Here is a 17,885-nt window from a genome sequence, read left to right on the forward strand (position 1 = left end):
TAATTCTTTCTAGAACGAGGCTCAAACCTTCTCAATGCGGTTTCGCCCCATTTCTTTCGCTTGGTACAATGCCTTGTCTGCACGCCCAAGCGCCGTTGTAATCGACTCTCCTGCACGCATCATAGTGACCCCAATACTCACTGAAGAAGAGATACTCTTACGTTGCCCATCAGACACCTGAACCGATGCCAAACCCAGCACTTCACGTAACTTGTTTGCCAATTCACTTTGATCTTCCATATTATTCAGCACAATCAAGAACTCTTCACCACCCCATCTAGAAATCAAAACAGGCTTACCCTGAAAAAAAGTCGACATAGTATCTGCTAATGCTTTGAGATATTCATCTCCAAGGTCGTGACCGAATTCATCGTTAATACGTTTAAAAAAGTCCACGTCCATAAGCCATACATTAGGCATCAACCACTCTTCTGCCAAAAAGTGCTGCTCTAACCCTCGACGATTAAGCAGCCCTGTCAAAGGGTCTGTCGTAGCGGCTTGCTCTAATTTTATCGATAGTTGCTGTAAGGATTTATTGAATCGAGAGGATATGTATTCATAAATGGTCGACAAAAAGCTTATTAAAACAAAGGAATAGACAATTCGAGACTTCAGATCTGGGTGATAACCGAGATCATCAAAGGGCGTATCAAGCAAAAATAAAATCACCACTAAGCCAACGGTAAACAACACAACTTCAGTTAAGCCGCGCTTTAACCCATGCAAAAATAACGAAACCGGAGGGATACAATAAATCCAAACGTGCCCAGTTCCATTCACTCCACCGCTGTACACCAAATACAGCATCAAAGCATAAAGAGGATAGAGAATGACATTGCCAGAGAGCACGTGATTTTGAGTGCGGCGAATAAAAAGGTGGTTAAAAAAGTACAAGACAGCGACAGATATCAGGCCAAACCCGACCAATAGACTGCCATGAATAAGAGCCAAAATGCCTAATGGCGCAGTAAACAACACCCCCACCAGGCAAAACAAATTAATAATAAATGTGCGGCGCGAATCATCCGAAATGGATTTAGAAGAGGTCCCTGCACGTAAAGTGGCTAATAACCATCTTCTAAATTTCTGATGTAGGACACTATTTGACACTTTTCCCATTAACAGCCCAGCTTTGCATTTACTCAATCAGTGCACAATAGCTTAAAAGTTGACCACACAACCAGTAAAGTTTTATTAATTTGGTGGATATTTGCGTGACTGAGGAATAGAAAAAACACTAATAACGCGATTTAAAGGGAATCAACTCGGTTCCGCCCAGCCTCTTTAGCTTGATACAAAGCTTTATAAGCACGTCCAAGCGTTGTTGAAATGGGTTCGCCTGCACGCATTATAGTGATCCCTATACTTACTGAGGTAGATATGGTCCTGCGCTGCCTGCTTGACACCTGAACTGAAGCCTTTGCCATCATTTCACGCAGCTCATTTGCGAGCTCACTTTGATCACCGGTGTCATTTAAAACAATTAAGAATTCTTCTCCGCCCCATCTGGATATCAGAACAGATCTACCTTCAAAAAAGGCATGCATGCTATCCACCAAAGCTTTGAGGTATTCATCCCCTAGAGTATGACCAAATTCCTCATTAATGCCTTTTAAACAATCCACATTGACAAGCCATACATTAGGCATCCACCATTCTTCTGCCTGTAAACGTTGCTCCAAACCATGACGACTTAATAACCCCGTTAGGTGATCCGTCATAGCAACCTCCTCTAACTTTACCGATAACTGATGGCGTAAAGAGTGATTAAAACGAGACGAGACATATTCATAAATAAGCGAAAGGCAGGCGATTAAAAGAAAGGAATACACAATTCGAGATTTAAGATCTGGATGGTAACCTAGCTCGTCAAACGGTGTTTTCATAACAAATAAAATCACCACTAAGCCAATGGTAAACAGCGCTACCTCGATGCCTCCACGCTTAACCCCATGCAAAAACAACGTCATTGGCGGAATACAATAAATCCAAACAAGGCCCGTACCATGGACACCACCACTGTAGACCAAATACAGCATCACAACATAAAGGGGATAAAGAACTAAGTTGCCGCAAAGGACATGATTTTGAGTACGACGAAGCCAGAAATAAATAAAAACATACAGAGCAGTAAAAGGAAGCAAATCATAAATCACCTCCCATTTACTCTGTATTAGTCCGTAAACGGCAAATGATGCCGTAAACAAAACCATTACCAGACAAAACAAGTTAATAATAAATATTTTGCGCGAAGCATCTGAAACAGCTTGAGAGGAGGCACTAGGGCGCAATATAGCGGACAACCACCTACTAAGCGTCTGAAATGAAGTACTCCGCGGCTCTTTTTGCATTAAAAATCCAATTTCCAATGTTTTCAATTAACCACAATAGCCTAAAAGTTAGCCGTACCGCTAATTTAGTTTTATCAATTAGGTGGGTATAAACGCGATAAAAGTACCGGAACAGCCGTTTCCACTTTAAGAATACGATCACCGATATGAACCATTTCCATACCGGCTTCTAACCATTTCTCAACTTCAAACTCATTCCAACCGCCTTCTGGGCCAATCCCTAAAACACAGGGCTCATCCAACGCCACAGGGCAAGGGGATGCTTGATAGGGATGCGCTAACAAGCCTCGCTGCGTTTTTAGCAACTCGGGTAAAACATCTTCAACAAATGGACGAAAACGTTTATGGAAAGTAATCGTAGGTAATACCGTATCCCTAGCCTGCTCCAAACCTTCTAAGAGAAACTGATGCAGTGATTCCGGCTCTAATACTGGACTCTGCCAGTAGCTCTTTTCGACTTTCGCTGAGTTTAATAAATGGATGCGCTTTACCCCCATGGCTGTCACGTTTAACAAGGTACGTTTCAGCATGTTTGGTCTTGGTAAAGCCAATACAAGTTCAATCGGTAAGGCTTCAGGAGGGGCGGTAGACAAGCTCTTTAGCTCAACCTGTTGCAATGCTGTATCCAGCTCAGCCTCGCCGATTAAGCCATTCATTAAACCCACTCGAACACTGTCTCCTTGGGACTTCTTCAACACTTCGGCTAAGTGCTTAGACTGGCGTTCAGACAAGGCATAGCGCTGTTCCGATAGCTGTTGCTCAGGCGACAGTAGGATTAGGTTCATAGAAAAGGTACTCAGGAGAGGAAGCAGGGTAAACGAGAAGACTCGTTTACCCTATTGCGTTAGCAATTAGATATTCTTAGCAACGTAGGATTGTACGTCTGCCAAGCTGTTCTCAAGCACTTCGTAAGCCTCTGTGCGCTCGAACAAGTCTTTCATATGCTCTGGTAAGCTAGGAGATTCACAGCCCGCTTTCTCTACCGCTTCAGGGAATTTCACAGGGTGCGCCGTTGCCAATGTAATCATAGGCACAGACTTGTCTTTCCAGCACTGACGCGCTGCTTCAAGACCAATAGCCGTATGAGGGTCAAGCAGATACTGAGTGGCGTTAAACACCTCTGAGATCACTTCACAAGTACGAGTATCATCCACTTTGTAGCTATCGAAGTTCTCTTTTACAAACGACCATGCTTGGTCATTCAAGGTCACATCCCCTGCATTAAAGCGCGCCATAAGATCAGCTATTGCTGCACTGTCACGGCCATGGGCATCAAACAATAGACGTTCGAAGTTACTCGACACCATAATATCCATACTAGGAGAAAGCGTCACATTCAAAGCTTGACGACTCATGTCGTTGGTCGCGATCGTGCGGTGCAGAATATCGTTTTGGTTCGTCGCTACCACAAGCTGGTCAATAGGTAAGCCCATTTGCTTCGCTAAGTAACCGGCAAAGATGTCACCGAAGTTACCCGTTGGCACAGAGAAAGACACTTTACGATGTGGACCGCCTACCGCTAGAGCAGAAGAGAAGTAGTAAACGATCTGAGCCATAATACGCGCCCAGTTAATCGAGTTCACCGCACCCAGTTTAGCACCTTTTAGGAAACCTTGATCTGCGAAGCTGGCTTTGACCATGCCCTGACAATCGTCGAAGTTACCCTTCACAGCAATGTTGAACACGTTATCATCAATCACTGTGGTCATTTGACGGCGCTGTACTTCAGACACGCGCTGGTAAGGATGCAGGATGAAAATGTCCAAATGCTCAGAATGGCGGCAACCCTCAATCGCAGCAGAACCTGTGTCACCAGAAGTCGCCCCTAGAATCACTAGCTTCTCGCCACGTTGGCCTAGCACGTAGTCCATCAAACGACCCAGCAATTGCAACGCAAAGTCTTTGAATGCCAAGGTTGGACCACGGAATAATTCCAACACCCACTCGTTGTTATCCGTTTGCACCATAGGTGCGACAGCAGAGTGATTAAAGCCAGCGTAGGCTTCGTCGATCATGCGCTTGAATTCATCAGCAGGCACTTCCCCTTCAACGAATGGCCACATCACCTTAAAAGCAAGCTCTTGATAGCTTAAAGACGCCCAAGATGCGATTTCATCTTTGGAGTATGTTGGTAGTTTTTCTGGCACATACAAGCCACCATCACTGGCCAAACCAGCCAATAACACATCACCAAAGCTTAATGCTGGAGCTTGGCCGCGAGTAGAAATGTATTTCATTGTCTTATCCTCTTATGCCAAATTCTCAACGCGAATACGCTGAACCGCACCCGCTACATCTGGCAAAGCTTCAATGGCTGCGATGGCAGCATTCATATTGCGTTCTTTTACGTCGTGGGTCATCACAACCAATGGCACAAGCTCACTGCCTTCGCGCTCACGCTGAATCACAGATTCAATGCTGATGCCGTTGGTAGAAAGGATTTGAGTGATGTTTGCCAACACGCCAGCACGATCTTGAATGGTCATATTCAAGAAGAAGCCGCACTCAATTTCTTCCATAGGCAAAACTTCCAGATCAGACAAACGGTCTGCTTGGAAGGCCAAATGAGGTACACGATTAGTCGGATCGGCAGTCAGGGTACGTGCCACATCGATAATGTCAGCGACGACAGAAGACCCTGTTGGCATCGCTCCAGCACCAGCACCGTAAGTCAATGTTGGCCCTACAGCATCGCCTTTAACCATTACGGCGTTCATGACGCCATTAACGCTTGCAAGCAATGTTTTATGAGAAATCAGCGTAGGGTGAACACGTAACTCAACACCCAGTTTAGTACGACGGGCGATACCCAAATGCTTGATGGAATATCCTAGTTCACTAGCAAAGGCCACATCTTCCGCTGTAATGCGGCTGATGCCTTCGGTGTAGGTTTTTTCAAATTGCAGTGGAATGCCGTAGGCAATGGAAGCCAGGATAGTCAGCTTGTGGGCTGCATCGATCCCTTCAACATCAAAGGTTGGATCCGCTTCAGCGTAGCCTAGCTCTTGGGCTTCTTTCAACACATCATCAAAAGCACGGCCCTTTTCACTCATCTCAGTCATGATGAAATTGCCAGTACCATTAATGATACCAGCCAGCCACTCGATATGGTTGGAAGACAAGCCTTCGCGTAAGGTCTTGATGATTGGAATGCCACCCGCAACAGCCGCTTCAAAAGCAACCATAACGCCCTTTTCCTGAGCTTTAGCAAAAATCTCGTTGCCGCACTCAGCAATCAGCGCTTTGTTTGCCGTAACAACATGTTTGCCATTTTCGATGGCGAGCAACACAAGGTCACGAGCAACAGATGTACCGCCAATTAATTCCACGACGATGTCGATTTCAGGATTGCTGGCAACATCAAAAATATCACGGGTAATGTTTACGTCTGTGGTATCGCAGGTAGGGTTATCTCGACGTGCGCCAATTTGCTCAATAATAATGCTACGGCCAACACGACGTGTAATTTCTTCTGCGTTGTCACGCAAAATGTTAAATGTACCGGAACCAACAGTTCCTAACCCACAAAGTCCGACTTTTACCGGTTTCAAAACGATACCCCACAATTGACGGTTTTAATAATATTGATTCGCTGATGACAAGCGATTAGGTGACCAAGGATTATACCGCCAGACGGCCATAAACCCAACGTAGAAAAACCTGAGTTGGGCTCATGTTTAAGAGAATTTTTCGCTATAAATCTATAAGTTTAGTTCTTTCGCCAATTCTTCTGCTGGCAAGTATCCAGGAATGAATTTTCCATTATCCAAAATGATACTCGGCGTACCACGCACACCCACCGCATTTCCTAAACGGTATTGGCTAGCAACGGGATTGGTACAGGTGTTTTGTGGCACTGATTTACCCAATTTGGCATCGGTTAGCCATTTCTTAGGATCATCGGAACACCAGATGCTGACCATATCATTGTAAGCTTCTGAGCCTATACCTGCTCGAGGATAAGCAAGGTAACGCACGGTCACTCCCATATCATTCAAGGTTTCTACTTCTTTGTGAAGCATGCGACAGTAACCACAGGTGATATCGGTAAACACTGAAATATGCGCTTTTTCATTGGCAGCTTTGTAAACCACCATTTCAGACTCTGGGATTTGCTCTATCTTCGCCAGCTTCGCCTGCTCTGTTTCATTGACTAGGTTCCCGCCCTCTACACGGTACATGTCCCCTGCCAATAAGTAGCTGCCATCAGCGGTTACGTGCAGCACAGGGCCATTCTGCAAGGTGGCAACATATAGCCCAGTCCCCTCATGACGTTCAAGGGATTCTAATTGGTATTGAGGTAATGCCTGAGCAATGGCGTCGCGAACGGTTTGCTCATCTGCTTGAGCCGCTGTGCTTACTCCAAAAAATAAAGCCGTGGCCACAAATAAGCTTTTTGCTACGTGTTTCATAATAACCTCTACGTCCTAGGAAGCTCTATTAGGCCATTTTTACTGGGTGAAGTTCCATAAAAAAAGGCGACCGAAGTCGCCTTTTTTTGAATCCAAACAGGAATTAGCGCTTAGCCAATTTCTCTTTGATACGTGCAGATTTACCTGAACGATCACGTAGGAAGTAGATTTTAGCTTGACGAACGTCACCACGACGTTTCACTTCAATGCTGTCTACTAGTGGGCTGTAAGTTTGGAACGCACGCTCCACACCAACACCGCTAGAAATCTTACGTACAGTGAACGCAGAGTTAAGACCACGGTTGCGTTTTGCAATCACAACACCTTCATAGGCCTGTAGACGCTCACGAGAACCTTCTTTAACTTTAACTTGAACAACAACAGTATCACCAGGACCGAAGGCTGGGATCTCTTTGTTCATTTGTTCTGCTTCTAGCTGTTGAATCAGCTTAGTTTTGTTGCTCATGGATTTGACTCCTAATGATATGGTTTCTAATCGGCGCGAAGGTTATAACGTTCCGACTAGCTCGTGATTCCTACTCTGCCGAGGTTGAAACTTCAGTTTCACGAATAAACTCTTTTAACAACTTCTGCTGTTCCTTGTCCAACTCAAGGTTCTGCAGAAGGTCAGGCCGACGTTGCCAAGTTCTTCCGAGCTTTTGCTTTAATCGCCAGCGCCGTATCGCCTCATGGTTGCCACTAAGTAGTACCGGTGGTACAGGTTCACCGTCTAGTACTTCGGGGCGAGTATAATGTGGGCAATCAAGCAATCCATCTGCAAACGAATCTTCGTCTGCGGAAGCCTGCTTACCTAACACACCGGGAACCATGCGAAAGACAGAGTCCATCAACACCATTGCCGGTAACTCACCACCACTTAGGACAAAGTCGCCAATGGACCACTCTTCATCAACCTGAGATTGAATCAAACGCTCATCAACGCCTTCATAACGGCCTGCTACCAGAATAAATTCTGCTTGTTTAGCAAGCTGTTGCACGCCTTCCTGCGTTAGCGTGCGCCCCTGAGGGGATAGATAAATAACTTTTGCATTGGGCACCCATTGTTTGGCGCTCTCAATAGCATCTTTTAGGGGCTGAACTTTCATCAGCATCCCAGGGCCACCACCATAAGGTCGATCATCGACCGTATTGTGCCTATCATGGGTAAACGTTCGAGGGTTGAAAAAATCAATCTCGATCAATCCAGATTTGATTGCCCTGCCCGTTACACCATGTTGGGTAATGGCTTGGAACATTTCCGGAAACAGTGTTACCACACCGATGCGCACGCTAGGCCTCGCTCGATTTTAAAAGTCTGGATCCCAATCCACGACCATCTCTTGTTTCTCTAAATCAATGTTTAGCACAAACTGATCTGGCACATAGGGAATCAAACGTTCTTCGCGATCAAAGCTGCCTTCACAACCACGAACCACCAACACATCATTTGCGCCAGTTTCCATAAGTTGAGAAACCTTACCTAGAAGAACACCTTCTTTGGTGATTACCTTTAGACCTTCCAACTGACTCCAGTAAAAATCACCTTCGTCCAGTTCTGGTAGATCTTTTGCATCAATATAGACATCCATACCGCAGATCTCTTTTACCTGATCACGATCTGAATAGCCTTTAATCGCTGCTACCAAACCACGTCCTTGAACGCGACCTTGGCTTAACTCTATGACTTTCCACCCACTAGGAGTTTTCAGCCACCAATGCTTGTAATCAAAGATTCCAGTCATTGGGTCGGTGTGTGAATATAACTTCACCCACCCTTTAACACCGTACACTGATGTAATGCGTCCTACGACAAGCGCCTGCTCAGGAGCTTTTGCTTGCTTTAATGAAGACATTGCATTACCTCAGTATTAAGCGTTTTTGCCAGCTTCTTTAACAAGCTGAGCAACACGGTCAGAAAGTTGTGCGCCTTGACCTACCCAGTGATTAACACGGTCTAGATCAATACGTAGACGTTCTTCTTGACCACGTGCAATTGGGTTAAAGAACCCTACACGCTCGATAAAACGACCATCACGTGCACGACGGCTATCAGCCACGCTCAAGTGATAGAAAGGGCGCTTCTTAGAGCCACCACGAGAAAGACGAATAGTTACCATATTATTGGTTCCTTATTGCTTAACGAAACACCTCTTGTTAGGCTGGTTATCGGCCTAGTACAAGAAGGCGGCATATTCTAGTCGATTCCACAGAAAAACAAAAGGGCGAATTGATCGCCCTTTCAACAATTTTTTAATTCTACTTTGTTGCCTAGAACTTAGGTGCAAAAGAATTAGAATTTCGGGAAGTTGCCGCCCCCAGGAAAGCCACCACCGCCCGGCATCATACCACTCATTCCGCGCATCATTTTCTTCATTCCGCCTTTTGAGCTGAACTTCTTCATCATCTTTTGCATTTGCTTGTGCTGTTTAAGAAGACGATTTAGATCTTGGATCTGAAGACCCGCACCGGCAGAGATACGTTTTTTGCGTGAACCATTGATTACATCTGGGTTACGGCGTTCTGCTGGAGTCATAGAGTTGATCAAGGCTTCCATCTGAACGAACATCTTATCGTTTACCTGATCTTGGATATTACCCAGCTGCCCACCCATACCTGGAAGCTTGTCTAACATAGACGACATACCGCCCATGTTTTTCATTTGCTGCAACTGCTCTTTAAAGTCTTCTAGATCGAAGCCCTTACCTTTTTTCAGTTTGCCTGCCAGCTTCTCCGCTTTGTCTTTGTCGATCTTCTGCTCTGCTTCTTCTATTAAAGAGAGCATGTCCCCCATCCCTAAGATTCGGGACGCTAGACGATCAGGGTAAAACGGCTCAAGGGCATCGGTCTTCTCACCCACACCCAAAAATTTAATGGGTTTGCCCGTCACATGACGTACAGACAGTGCAGCACCGCCACGGGCATCACCATCGGTCTTCGTTAGGATGACACCGGTTAACGGCAACACATCACCAAAGGCTTTAGCCGTGTTGGCAGCATCCTGACCGGTCATGGCATCCACGACAAACAGAGTTTCAACAGGATTAATGGCACCGTGCAGAGCTTTGATTTCCGCCATCATATCTTCGTCGACAGCCAAACGACCGGCCGTATCGACAATCAACACATCTTTGTGAGCTTTCTTCGCCACATCTATGGCATTGTTCGCGATATCAATTGGCTTTTGAGAAATATCACTTGGAATAAAGTCCACACCAATATCATTGGCAAGGGTTTCCAACTGTTTGATCGCTGCCGGACGATAGACGTCGGCACTGACCACCGAAACCGATTTCTTTTGGCGCTCTTTAAGGTATTTCGCCAATTTACCTGCAGAGGTGGTTTTACCTGCACCTTGAAGACCTGCTAACAAGATCACCGCGGGAGGTGTAGCACGTAGATTCAGCTCATCATTCTGCTGCCCCATAACGGCTTCAAGTTCTTGCTTAACAATTTTAAGGAAGACTTGGCCAGGACTAAGACTACGGGTGACTTCTGTTCCCACCGCACGCTCTTTCACGGCAGCGATAAAGTCTTTCACCACTGGCAACGCCACGTCGGCTTCCAAAAGTGCCATGCGTACTTCACGCAACACATCTTTAATGTTGTCTTCGGTGAGTTTGGCTCGACCGCGAATGCGATCTAAGGATGACGTTAAGCGATTCGATAAATTGTCGAACATGTTGCCCTCAAAAAATTGCTCTAGATGGAAAAAACCGTGTTATTCAGTTTATCCAAGGTGAAATTGACTTTATTATAACGAAGATTTGATCGTCACCCTATAGTTTTAACCAGTGGATCGGCTTATACATGACTCAGTTTTCGCTTTGGCTCGCTTGCATTCTCGCGCTTGTTGCCGGTGGTACGTACTTCTTACGTCCCAGCACCCGCACTACACAGACCTTTGGGGCGCTAGCAATCGTCATCCATACCATGGCTTTAATTCAGTTGCTGGGAAGCAAAGATGGCTTTGATTTTTTAACCATTGGCCTACTGATTTCCTTAATTGGCAACCTATTGCTTTGGTTTAGTAACCGAGATAAGGACTTATCGCTCTTATTAAGCGTGGCATTTCCGCTGGCAGCCATCATGATCGCCTTAAACGCCATTGCCCCTTGGGATCTAAAACAATTGCACAGCACATCCCTTGGCACATCCATGCACATACTGATTGCCTCGGTCGCCTACAGCCTATTTACGGCAGCTTGCGGTGTGGGCATTTTGTTAGCAATCCAAGAATATCAATTAAAGCATCACCATCTGCGCCAGTTGCTGCGTGTACCGCCGTTACAGGTTCTAGAACGCGTTATGTTTGAATTTATTTGGGCGGCATTTGTCTTACTTAGCATTACCATGGCGACTGGCTTCTATTTTATTGAAGACATGTTTGCGCAACACTTAGTCCACAAGACGGTGTTTACCATTGCATCATGGTTTGTGTTTGCAGGCTTATTAACAGGCAGACACTTCCTAGGGTGGCGCGGTCAGCTTGCCGTTAAATTGACGCTAAGTGGTTTTATTTTGCTTATGATCGGCTATTTTGGAACACAAATCGCAGTGGAAATATTCAATAATTGATCGTTGCATTTGACACCGAACAAACGAGAACTAATAATCCGTTCTTACTCCAAATTTGAGGCATTATTTTTTTGAACGACGTTCCCTTAAGTATTCTGGCTGGAATACTGGTTTTCTTAATCATTCTCTCTGCGTTTTTCTCTAGTTCCGAAACCAGCATGCTTTCGATCAATAAGTATCGTTTGAAGCATTTGGTTAAGAATGGACACCGTTCTGCCAAGAAGGCTAGCAAACTTCTTGAGCGACCAGATCGTCTTATTGGCGTAATCCTAATCGGTAACAACTTCGTCAACATCCTGGCTTCCGCCATCGCGACCATTATTGCGGTTCGCCTTTGGGGAGACGCTGGTGTGGCCATTGCAACAGGTGCTCTGACTCTGATCATCTTGATCTTTGCCGAAGTGACACCAAAAACCATGGCAACGATTCACCCAGAAAAAATCGCATTCCCAGCTTCTTGGGGATTGACCGTTCTGTTAAAAGCCTTATACCCCTTGGTGGTGATTGTGAACACCATGTCTAACGGCTTATTACGCCTCTTTGGCGTTCACAGCAGCCACGGCAGCAATGACAAACTAGGCTCTGAAGAGCTGCGCACCGTGGTAAATGAAGCCAGTGGCCTAATTCCACCCGCTCACCAAGAGATGTTGCTGTCCATTTTGGATTTAGAGAATGTCTCTGTTGAAGACATCATGGTGCCAAGAAACGAAGTCATCGGCATCGACATTGAAGACTCTATCGAAGAGATCATTGAACAAATTTGTGAATCCCGTCACACCCGTATGCCGGTTTACAATGGCGAGATCAACAAGGTCATCGGTATTCTGCATGCCCGCCATGCGGCGCAATTCTTACGCGAACCGAACCCTTCTAAAGCCGCGCTGCTGAAAGCTACCCTAGAACCTTACTTCATCCCAGAAAGTACCTCTATCAACACAGTACTGCTGAACTTCCAAAAAGATCACCAGCAAATGGGTATCGTGGTAGACGAATACGGTGATGTACAAGGTATTGCAGCACTAGAAGACATCTTGGAAGAGATCGTAGGTGAATTCACCCCTCCCACCCAAGACGAAGAAGAAGAAATCGCCCTACTGGATGACGGCTCTTTCCGTATCGAAGGGTCCACACACATTCGCGACATTAACAAGGCCCTAAGCTGGCATTTGCCCACTGACGGACCTAAAACTCTAAACGGCCTCATCATAGAAACACTGGAGTTCATCCCTGAGCACCCAATCAGCCTTTGGGTCGATAATTACATGATCGAAATTCAGGAGATCGAGGACAAGGTCGTCAAGTTTGCCCGTTTAGAGCACAGAAGATAAAAGGTATTGAGTATGAGATTCTGCCCGAAATGTGGTCACCAAGTGAATATGGAAATCCCCGCCGGTGATAATAGAGTTCGGGCAGTCTGTCCTAGTTGTGACTTTATCGATTACGACAACCCACGGTTAATCACAGGCACCATTCCTTTATACCAAGGTAAACTGCTGCTTTGCCGCCGTAATATCGAACCCCGCTTGGGCTACTGGACACTGCCAGCAGGCTTTATGGAAAATGGCGAAACAACCTTAGAAGGCGCTCTTCGAGAAACCCTTGAAGAAAGTGGCTCGGAAGTCATTCCCAAACAACCCTTCGCCTTGATCAGCATTCCGCAGTTTAATCAGGTACATCTATTTTACATTGCCGAATTGCCAAAACCTGATTTCCACCCAACTTCCGAAAGCTCTGAAGTGGAGCTATTCGATCTAGATCAGATCCCTTGGGACGAACTGGCCTTTAGCAGTGTCACCAAAGCACTGACATTCTTTATAGCGGATCATAAAACGGGCCAGTATGGCTTTCACGAAGACACCATCCTGCGCAACAGCCTTTAAGTCTCAACCCGAATCAGATGGTAAGCCACTTCTTCATAGGGGTGGCTGGCTTTTAACGCCGCAACCACGCCAGACTTAAGCTCATCCTGTAAAACCATTTCAACTCGATACTCCGCCACTTTCTCTAGCTGTCCCGCCTGACCGATAAAAGGATTCGCTTGGGAAGCAGGACAAAACTGCCCTTCACCCTTTACCTGCCAACAACAATCAGCATAATCACCGATCGCCCCCGCCCCAGCGGCAAACACCGCCGTTTTAACGGATTCGAGATGGGTTTCTGGCACATAAAAAACCAAACTGTACATAGATTAAATTAACCCCATTTGTTCATGATGAGTGGGCAAGGCAATTTGAGGCTGATAATTCGGAAGACGCGCCAACAGTTTCTGATCCAGCCAGGAAGCCAAGGTGGGTGCAGCAATATTATCCGAGGAATGAATAAATACCGTAGGCGTCAGGCCAGATTCAAGCCATTGGGCAAGCTTGCTGACCCATTGATCGAGCCAAACATGATTACGATCTAAATCTGGATGACCAATAAAACGCACCACTGGATGGGCCCCCGTTGCCACAGGGTGACAAGGCACCCGAGGCTTTTTGCGTTGAGCATCCACTAAGCTGTCACAATAAGCGGGGGTAGAAAATACCGGACGAGAATCCATCACCACTTTATCCGCACCACTGTTGGCCAAGAGGCTTAAAAACGCCTTTTCGTTATTCCCCTTATCAAACAAATCAAGACTACGGACTTCAACACTCAAGGGGGCCTTCAGCGTCCAAGCATCACACAACGCTTGAATAACGGGTAAATGCTGAGCTGTCACCGTTGCAGGGAACTGGAGCATCGTTGCTCCCAACAGAGGTTCAATAGGCCGCAGTAAATCTTGAAAAGCTTGCCAAGCCGACATGCAGCTCGTCTCATCCAGCTCTTCAAACTGATGAGAGATATGGCGCGGCACTTTAAAGGAAAATCTGAAATCCTCCCCCACCATGGCGGCCCAACGCTCAATTTGCTCAGGGGCCACATCCGTATAGAAGGTACTCCCTACTTCCACGGCTTTAAAAAACTTGGCATAGTGACCTAGCCGTGCCCCGGTAGCTTCTGAACGGGGATACAACCAATCCACCCAAGCGGGATGCTGCCATTGTGCCATGCCATAGCGGATGACCATCTACAAAACTCCAATTTATCAGCGGCCATACCGCCTAGATAAGAACATTGAAGCCTTATTTTACCATTCGCTGGCGATCCTACCTAAACTAAAAACACCGATTACCTAACGGCAAAATAAAATAAATATTCCAAAATAATTTGATATGGAATTTTTAATACTATATCGTGTGGCTATTCGTGATAAATATGAACATAGATTTTTCTATTGTGGGAGTTGAGCATGTCGCATCTATTATCAAAAAAACAAACGCTAGAAGGCAGCACACAAACGCAGAAAATTACGCCCGAAAGCGCTAATTGGAACTACGTTGGCTTCGAAGCCCATACATTAAGGAAAGGCGAAACCTTTGCGGTGGAAACAGGTAGCAACGAAGTCTGTGTCGTACTGTTAAACGGTAAAGCTGACGCCAAGACCAACGAACAACAGTGGGACAATATTGGCGACCGCGAATCCGTATTTGACCAAAAAGCCCCTTTTGCCGTCTACGCTTCATCGAACGACTGCATTTCAATGACGGCTTTAACAGACATTGAGCTAGCGGTTTGCCAAGCACCAGCGAAAGGCAACTACCCTGCGCGATTAATTCGTCCAGAAGATTGCCAATTTGAAAGCCGCGGCGTGGGCAGCAACCGTCGTCACGTTTGCAACGTATTGTTTAGCAACTTAGAAGCCGACAGCCTACTGGTGTGTGAGGTCATCACTCCAAGCGGCAATTGGTCCAGCTATCCACCACACAAGCACGACCAAGACGCTGCGCCAGCGGAAACACAACTTGAAGAAACCTACTACCACCGGATCGATCCACCTCAAGGCTTTGTATTCCAGCGGGTTTACACCGATGACCGCAGCCTAGACGAAACGATGGCAGTGGAAGATGGTGATGTGGTCATGGTGCCAGAAGGCTACCATCCTGTGGGCGTTCCACACGGTTACCAGTCTTACTACCTGAATGTCATGGCTGGTCCATCCCGTAACTGGATTTTCCACAACGACAAAGACCATGAATGGATTATTGAGCGAGACAAGAAGATCGCTGCTGACCAATAGAGGCGAGTCCGACGCAACACCAACAAAAAAGCGGAAGTGCATGCACTTCCGCTTTTTTAATGCGCTCTAAAACAGGCCAATCACTTAGGCTTCTTGAAGCTTATAGGCCAAACCAATAGAAAGCGCCTGAGCCAAACATAACGACGAAGAAAGGGAACGAAACGAATCGATCTCCGCCTCTTTCACCACAAAGCATACGGACGCCACAGACGCCAAAGGACTTAGGTGATTATCCGTAATCACTATCACTGGGATCCCCCTTTCCACTGCCACTTTCGCCACTTGTTGAGTTTCTTCCGCATAGGGGTGAAAGCTCACCGCAATCAATACATCTTTGTCATCGAAGGTGCTGGCCTGCTCTTTGTACATCCCCCCCACGCCATCAACCAAATACGCTTTGCGATCAATATGGCGCAAGGCATAAGCAAAATAACTCGACACAACAAACGCTCGACGCACGCCAACAATATGGGCAGCTTGAGCCTGACTTAAAATATCAATGGCCTTATCCAAGTCTTCTGCGCGAATATTATCCCCTAGGTGCTCCAACGCTAGGGTATTAGCTTCCGTAAAACGAGTCAGCAGCTGATAAGAAGACTGACTGCTATCAGGTTGCCCTGATGCTTGACGCGCCATACGAATGCGGTCTTGATAGCTTGGGGAATCCGCCATCAAACTTTGTTGAAACAGCTTTTGCATTTCACTGAAGCCGCTAAAACCAAACGCATTGGCAAATCGAACCCAAGTAGAAGGATGAACGCCCGCATCTTTTGACAAAACAGCCACGGTTCCGAACGCCACTTCATTTGGGTAATCCAACACAAACTCCGCCACTTGGCGCAGGCGCTTACTGAGCTGAGAATGGTTTTGTTTGATAGTTTCGTTTAAATCGGAAAGAGAGGCGGGTGAGTTAGTCGTCATAAAAGGCTCGCATCATTCACTCCCTTTAGGCACAAAGCAGAGGAAGCAAGTTCGTAGTATTGTTATTGGCGCACAGTCTTTTTGCTATGCCTGTAAATGCATATTACATAAATGGAACAAAAGTTCTATATTTTTATTGTACATTATCTAGTGTTCAGTCCGCCACGAACCCCAGTCTTAATGAAAAGGAAAAACACTTCTCAGGCGAGATAGACTGACCTGGAATGAATATTTAGCAATATATTTGATTGAATGCTACATTCTATTGTTGACGATAAACGGAATATACGTTCCAATTCAGACAATAGATAATCCGTATCCATAGGAAAGCGCTTCTTTGATAGACAGCACTTCAGCACGGAAGACCATTCAATAAAAATAATCGAAAAGGTTTTGCTATGAAAATTGCACTCGATCCATATATGCACCGCCACCTTTCTTTGGAAGAGCTATGCCGCGCCACCAAAGAAATGGGATACGATCACATCGAACTGTCTCCTCGGGCAGACTTCCTACAGTGGTGGACACGCCCACGTGTTTACCCAGAGCGCCTTCAAAGCTTCAAAAAAGCCATGAAGGACCACGATGTATCCATTTCAACCCTTCAGCCTATGTACCGTTGGTCTAGCCCTTATGAGGACGAATGGAAAATGGCTATGGACAACTGGAAGCGCGTCATTGAGATTGCCGTTGAATTAGACAACCCTCTACTGATTTCTGAATTTGGACGAGGTGGTTCTCCAGAGCGTTCAAATGCCGATACCCAAGGGATTCATACCCCTGAAGCCTGTGAAAACGCCTTCTGGCGCTCTATGGATGTGTTAGTCCCCTTGCTTGAAAAAGAAGGTCTAACCTTATGTGTTGAACCTCATCCAGAAGACTGGGTTGAAGAAATGGCGCCAGCGGCGGACATCATTCGCACGATCAACTCTTCAGCAGTTCAATGCTCTTATATCGCGCCTCACTCGTTTTACTATGGGGACGACCTAGCGCAGACCATTCGTGACACCAAAGGTATTCTGCAGCACGCTCGTGTAGCGGACACCTTTAATCACAAGGGCTCATCTCAGTTACGCTACATCGTGAACCCACCTGGTTCCAATGCTCGAGTTCACCAACACCTGGACATGGGTGAAGGCGAAGTGGATTGGGATACTTTCTTCAAGACCCTACATGAGATCGGTTTTGACGGCGTTCTATCAAGCTGTGTGTTTGCATGGGAAGAACGCGCTGAACAATCGTCTCGCTTTATGCGCGACGAAATCCAGCGCTACGTGGACAAATACTGGAAATAGCGTGAGCCACGTAATCGTGAGATGACACAAAAGCCACCTAAGAAAACCTTAGGTGGCTTTTTAATGAACACAGGGTAGCAATTCAACCCTAAAAAGAATCTTCAACGCTCACACAAAAGCGCTGAAATATTTCAAAAATAGAACGAGAAAAATATTTATTCTATTTTGTTGAATTTTTGGAAAATAAATTCTATTCTGATCTCAGTGAATCAAAACTATAAAAATACAG

General features: G+C 46.0%; 19 protein-coding genes. 5 read left to right on the forward strand and 14 right to left on the reverse strand.

What is annotated here, in order from left to right:
* Window positions 1-21: 21 nt before the first annotated feature.
* From ACFQ45_RS00250 to ffh, 11 genes are all read right to left on the reverse strand, one after another.
* Complete coding sequence (locus ACFQ45_RS00250; RefSeq protein ID WP_377364156.1) at window positions 22-1,119, reverse strand: GGDEF domain-containing protein; 1,098 nt, start codon at window positions 1,117-1,119, stop codon at window positions 22-24.
* A 131-nt stretch (window positions 1,120-1,250) separates the two neighbouring features.
* Window positions 1,251-2,351, reverse strand: a complete 1,101-nt coding sequence (locus ACFQ45_RS00255) for a GGDEF domain-containing protein (protein ID WP_377364158.1) — start codon at window positions 2,349-2,351, stop codon at window positions 1,251-1,253.
* 74 nt (window positions 2,352-2,425) lie between these two features.
* Window positions 2,426-3,136, reverse strand: a complete 711-nt coding sequence (locus ACFQ45_RS00260; RefSeq protein WP_377364160.1) for a 16S rRNA (uracil(1498)-N(3))-methyltransferase — start codon at window positions 3,134-3,136, stop codon at window positions 2,426-2,428.
* A 66-nt stretch (window positions 3,137-3,202) separates the two neighbouring features.
* The gene (gene thrC, locus ACFQ45_RS00265) at window positions 3,203-4,588 is read right to left on the reverse strand and encodes a threonine synthase (protein ID WP_377364162.1); all 1,386 of its coding nucleotides are present in this window, start codon (window positions 4,586-4,588) and stop codon (window positions 3,203-3,205) included.
* A gap of 12 nt (window positions 4,589-4,600) precedes the next feature.
* Entirely contained in the window at window positions 4,601-5,902 is a 1,302-nt protein-coding gene (locus ACFQ45_RS00270) for a homoserine dehydrogenase (RefSeq protein ID WP_377364164.1), read from the reverse strand.
* 150 nt (window positions 5,903-6,052) lie between these two features.
* A complete protein-coding gene (dsbC, locus tag ACFQ45_RS00275) occupies window positions 6,053-6,763 on the reverse strand; it encodes a bifunctional protein-disulfide isomerase/oxidoreductase DsbC (RefSeq protein WP_377364166.1) in 711 nt (236 codons plus the stop codon).
* Between the two features lie 103 nt (window positions 6,764-6,866).
* The gene (gene rplS / locus ACFQ45_RS00280) at window positions 6,867-7,229 is read right to left on the reverse strand and encodes a 50S ribosomal protein L19 (RefSeq protein ID WP_377364168.1); all 363 of its coding nucleotides are present in this window, start codon (window positions 7,227-7,229) and stop codon (window positions 6,867-6,869) included.
* A 70-nt stretch (window positions 7,230-7,299) separates the two neighbouring features.
* A complete protein-coding gene (gene trmD / locus ACFQ45_RS00285) occupies window positions 7,300-8,052 on the reverse strand; it encodes a tRNA (guanosine(37)-N1)-methyltransferase TrmD (protein ID WP_377364169.1) in 753 nt (250 codons plus the stop codon).
* An 18-nt stretch (window positions 8,053-8,070) separates the two neighbouring features.
* Window positions 8,071-8,616, reverse strand: a complete 546-nt coding sequence (gene rimM / locus ACFQ45_RS00290; RefSeq protein ID WP_377364171.1) for a ribosome maturation factor RimM — start codon at window positions 8,614-8,616, stop codon at window positions 8,071-8,073.
* Window positions 8,617-8,631: 15 nt separating this feature from the next.
* On the reverse strand, window positions 8,632-8,880 hold the full coding sequence (gene rpsP / locus ACFQ45_RS00295) for a 30S ribosomal protein S16 (protein WP_377364173.1): 249 nt from the start codon (window positions 8,878-8,880) through the stop codon (window positions 8,632-8,634).
* A gap of 173 nt (window positions 8,881-9,053) precedes the next feature.
* A complete protein-coding gene (ffh, locus tag ACFQ45_RS00300; RefSeq protein WP_377364175.1) occupies window positions 9,054-10,442 on the reverse strand; it encodes a signal recognition particle protein in 1,389 nt (462 codons plus the stop codon).
* 128 nt (window positions 10,443-10,570) lie between these two features.
* Between ffh and ACFQ45_RS00305 the strand changes: the two genes are divergently transcribed.
* From ACFQ45_RS00305 to ACFQ45_RS00315, 3 genes are all read left to right on the forward strand, one after another.
* Window positions 10,571-11,338, forward strand: coding sequence for a cytochrome C assembly family protein (locus ACFQ45_RS00305; protein ID WP_377364177.1), 768 nt, complete (start codon window positions 10,571-10,573; stop codon window positions 11,336-11,338).
* A 71-nt stretch (window positions 11,339-11,409) separates the two neighbouring features.
* Window positions 11,410-12,666 (forward strand): HlyC/CorC family transporter, encoded by a 1,257-nt coding sequence (locus ACFQ45_RS00310; protein WP_377364179.1) that lies wholly within the window; start codon window positions 11,410-11,412, stop codon window positions 12,664-12,666.
* A 12-nt stretch (window positions 12,667-12,678) separates the two neighbouring features.
* On the forward strand, window positions 12,679-13,218 hold the full coding sequence (locus ACFQ45_RS00315; protein ID WP_377364180.1) for an NUDIX hydrolase: 540 nt from the start codon (window positions 12,679-12,681) through the stop codon (window positions 13,216-13,218).
* Here ACFQ45_RS00315 and ACFQ45_RS00320 read toward each other — a convergent pair.
* Window positions 13,215-13,523 carry a hypothetical protein gene (locus ACFQ45_RS00320; RefSeq protein WP_377364181.1) on the reverse strand — a complete coding sequence of 103 codons (309 nt, stop codon included), beginning with the start codon at window positions 13,521-13,523 and terminating at the stop codon, window positions 13,215-13,217. The two genes, ACFQ45_RS00315 and ACFQ45_RS00320, sit on opposite strands and share 4 nt — an antisense overlap.
* Before the next feature lie 3 nt (window positions 13,524-13,526).
* On the reverse strand, window positions 13,527-14,390 hold the full coding sequence (locus ACFQ45_RS00325; protein WP_377364183.1) for a DUF72 domain-containing protein: 864 nt from the start codon (window positions 14,388-14,390) through the stop codon (window positions 13,527-13,529).
* 222 nt (window positions 14,391-14,612) lie between these two features.
* Here ACFQ45_RS00325 and iolB point away from each other — a divergent pair, with 222 nt between their 5' ends.
* Window positions 14,613-15,440 (forward strand): 5-deoxy-glucuronate isomerase, encoded by an 828-nt coding sequence (gene iolB / locus ACFQ45_RS00330; RefSeq protein ID WP_377364185.1) that lies wholly within the window; start codon window positions 14,613-14,615, stop codon window positions 15,438-15,440.
* A gap of 84 nt (window positions 15,441-15,524) precedes the next feature.
* Here iolB and ACFQ45_RS00335 read toward each other — a convergent pair whose 3' ends face one another.
* A complete protein-coding gene (locus ACFQ45_RS00335) occupies window positions 15,525-16,361 on the reverse strand; it encodes a MurR/RpiR family transcriptional regulator (protein ID WP_377364187.1) in 837 nt (278 codons plus the stop codon).
* 398 nt (window positions 16,362-16,759) lie between these two features.
* Here ACFQ45_RS00335 and ACFQ45_RS00340 point away from each other — a divergent pair, with 398 nt between their 5' ends.
* The gene (locus tag ACFQ45_RS00340; protein WP_377364189.1) at window positions 16,760-17,656 is read left to right on the forward strand and encodes a sugar phosphate isomerase/epimerase family protein; all 897 of its coding nucleotides are present in this window, start codon (window positions 16,760-16,762) and stop codon (window positions 17,654-17,656) included.
* Window positions 17,657-17,885 lie beyond the last annotated feature (229 nt).

Origin of the sequence: Rhodanobacter aciditrophus, assembly GCF_042679525.1 — a bacterium.
Classification (GTDB): domain Bacteria; phylum Pseudomonadota; class Gammaproteobacteria; order Pseudomonadales; family Marinomonadaceae; genus Marinomonas; species Marinomonas aciditrophus.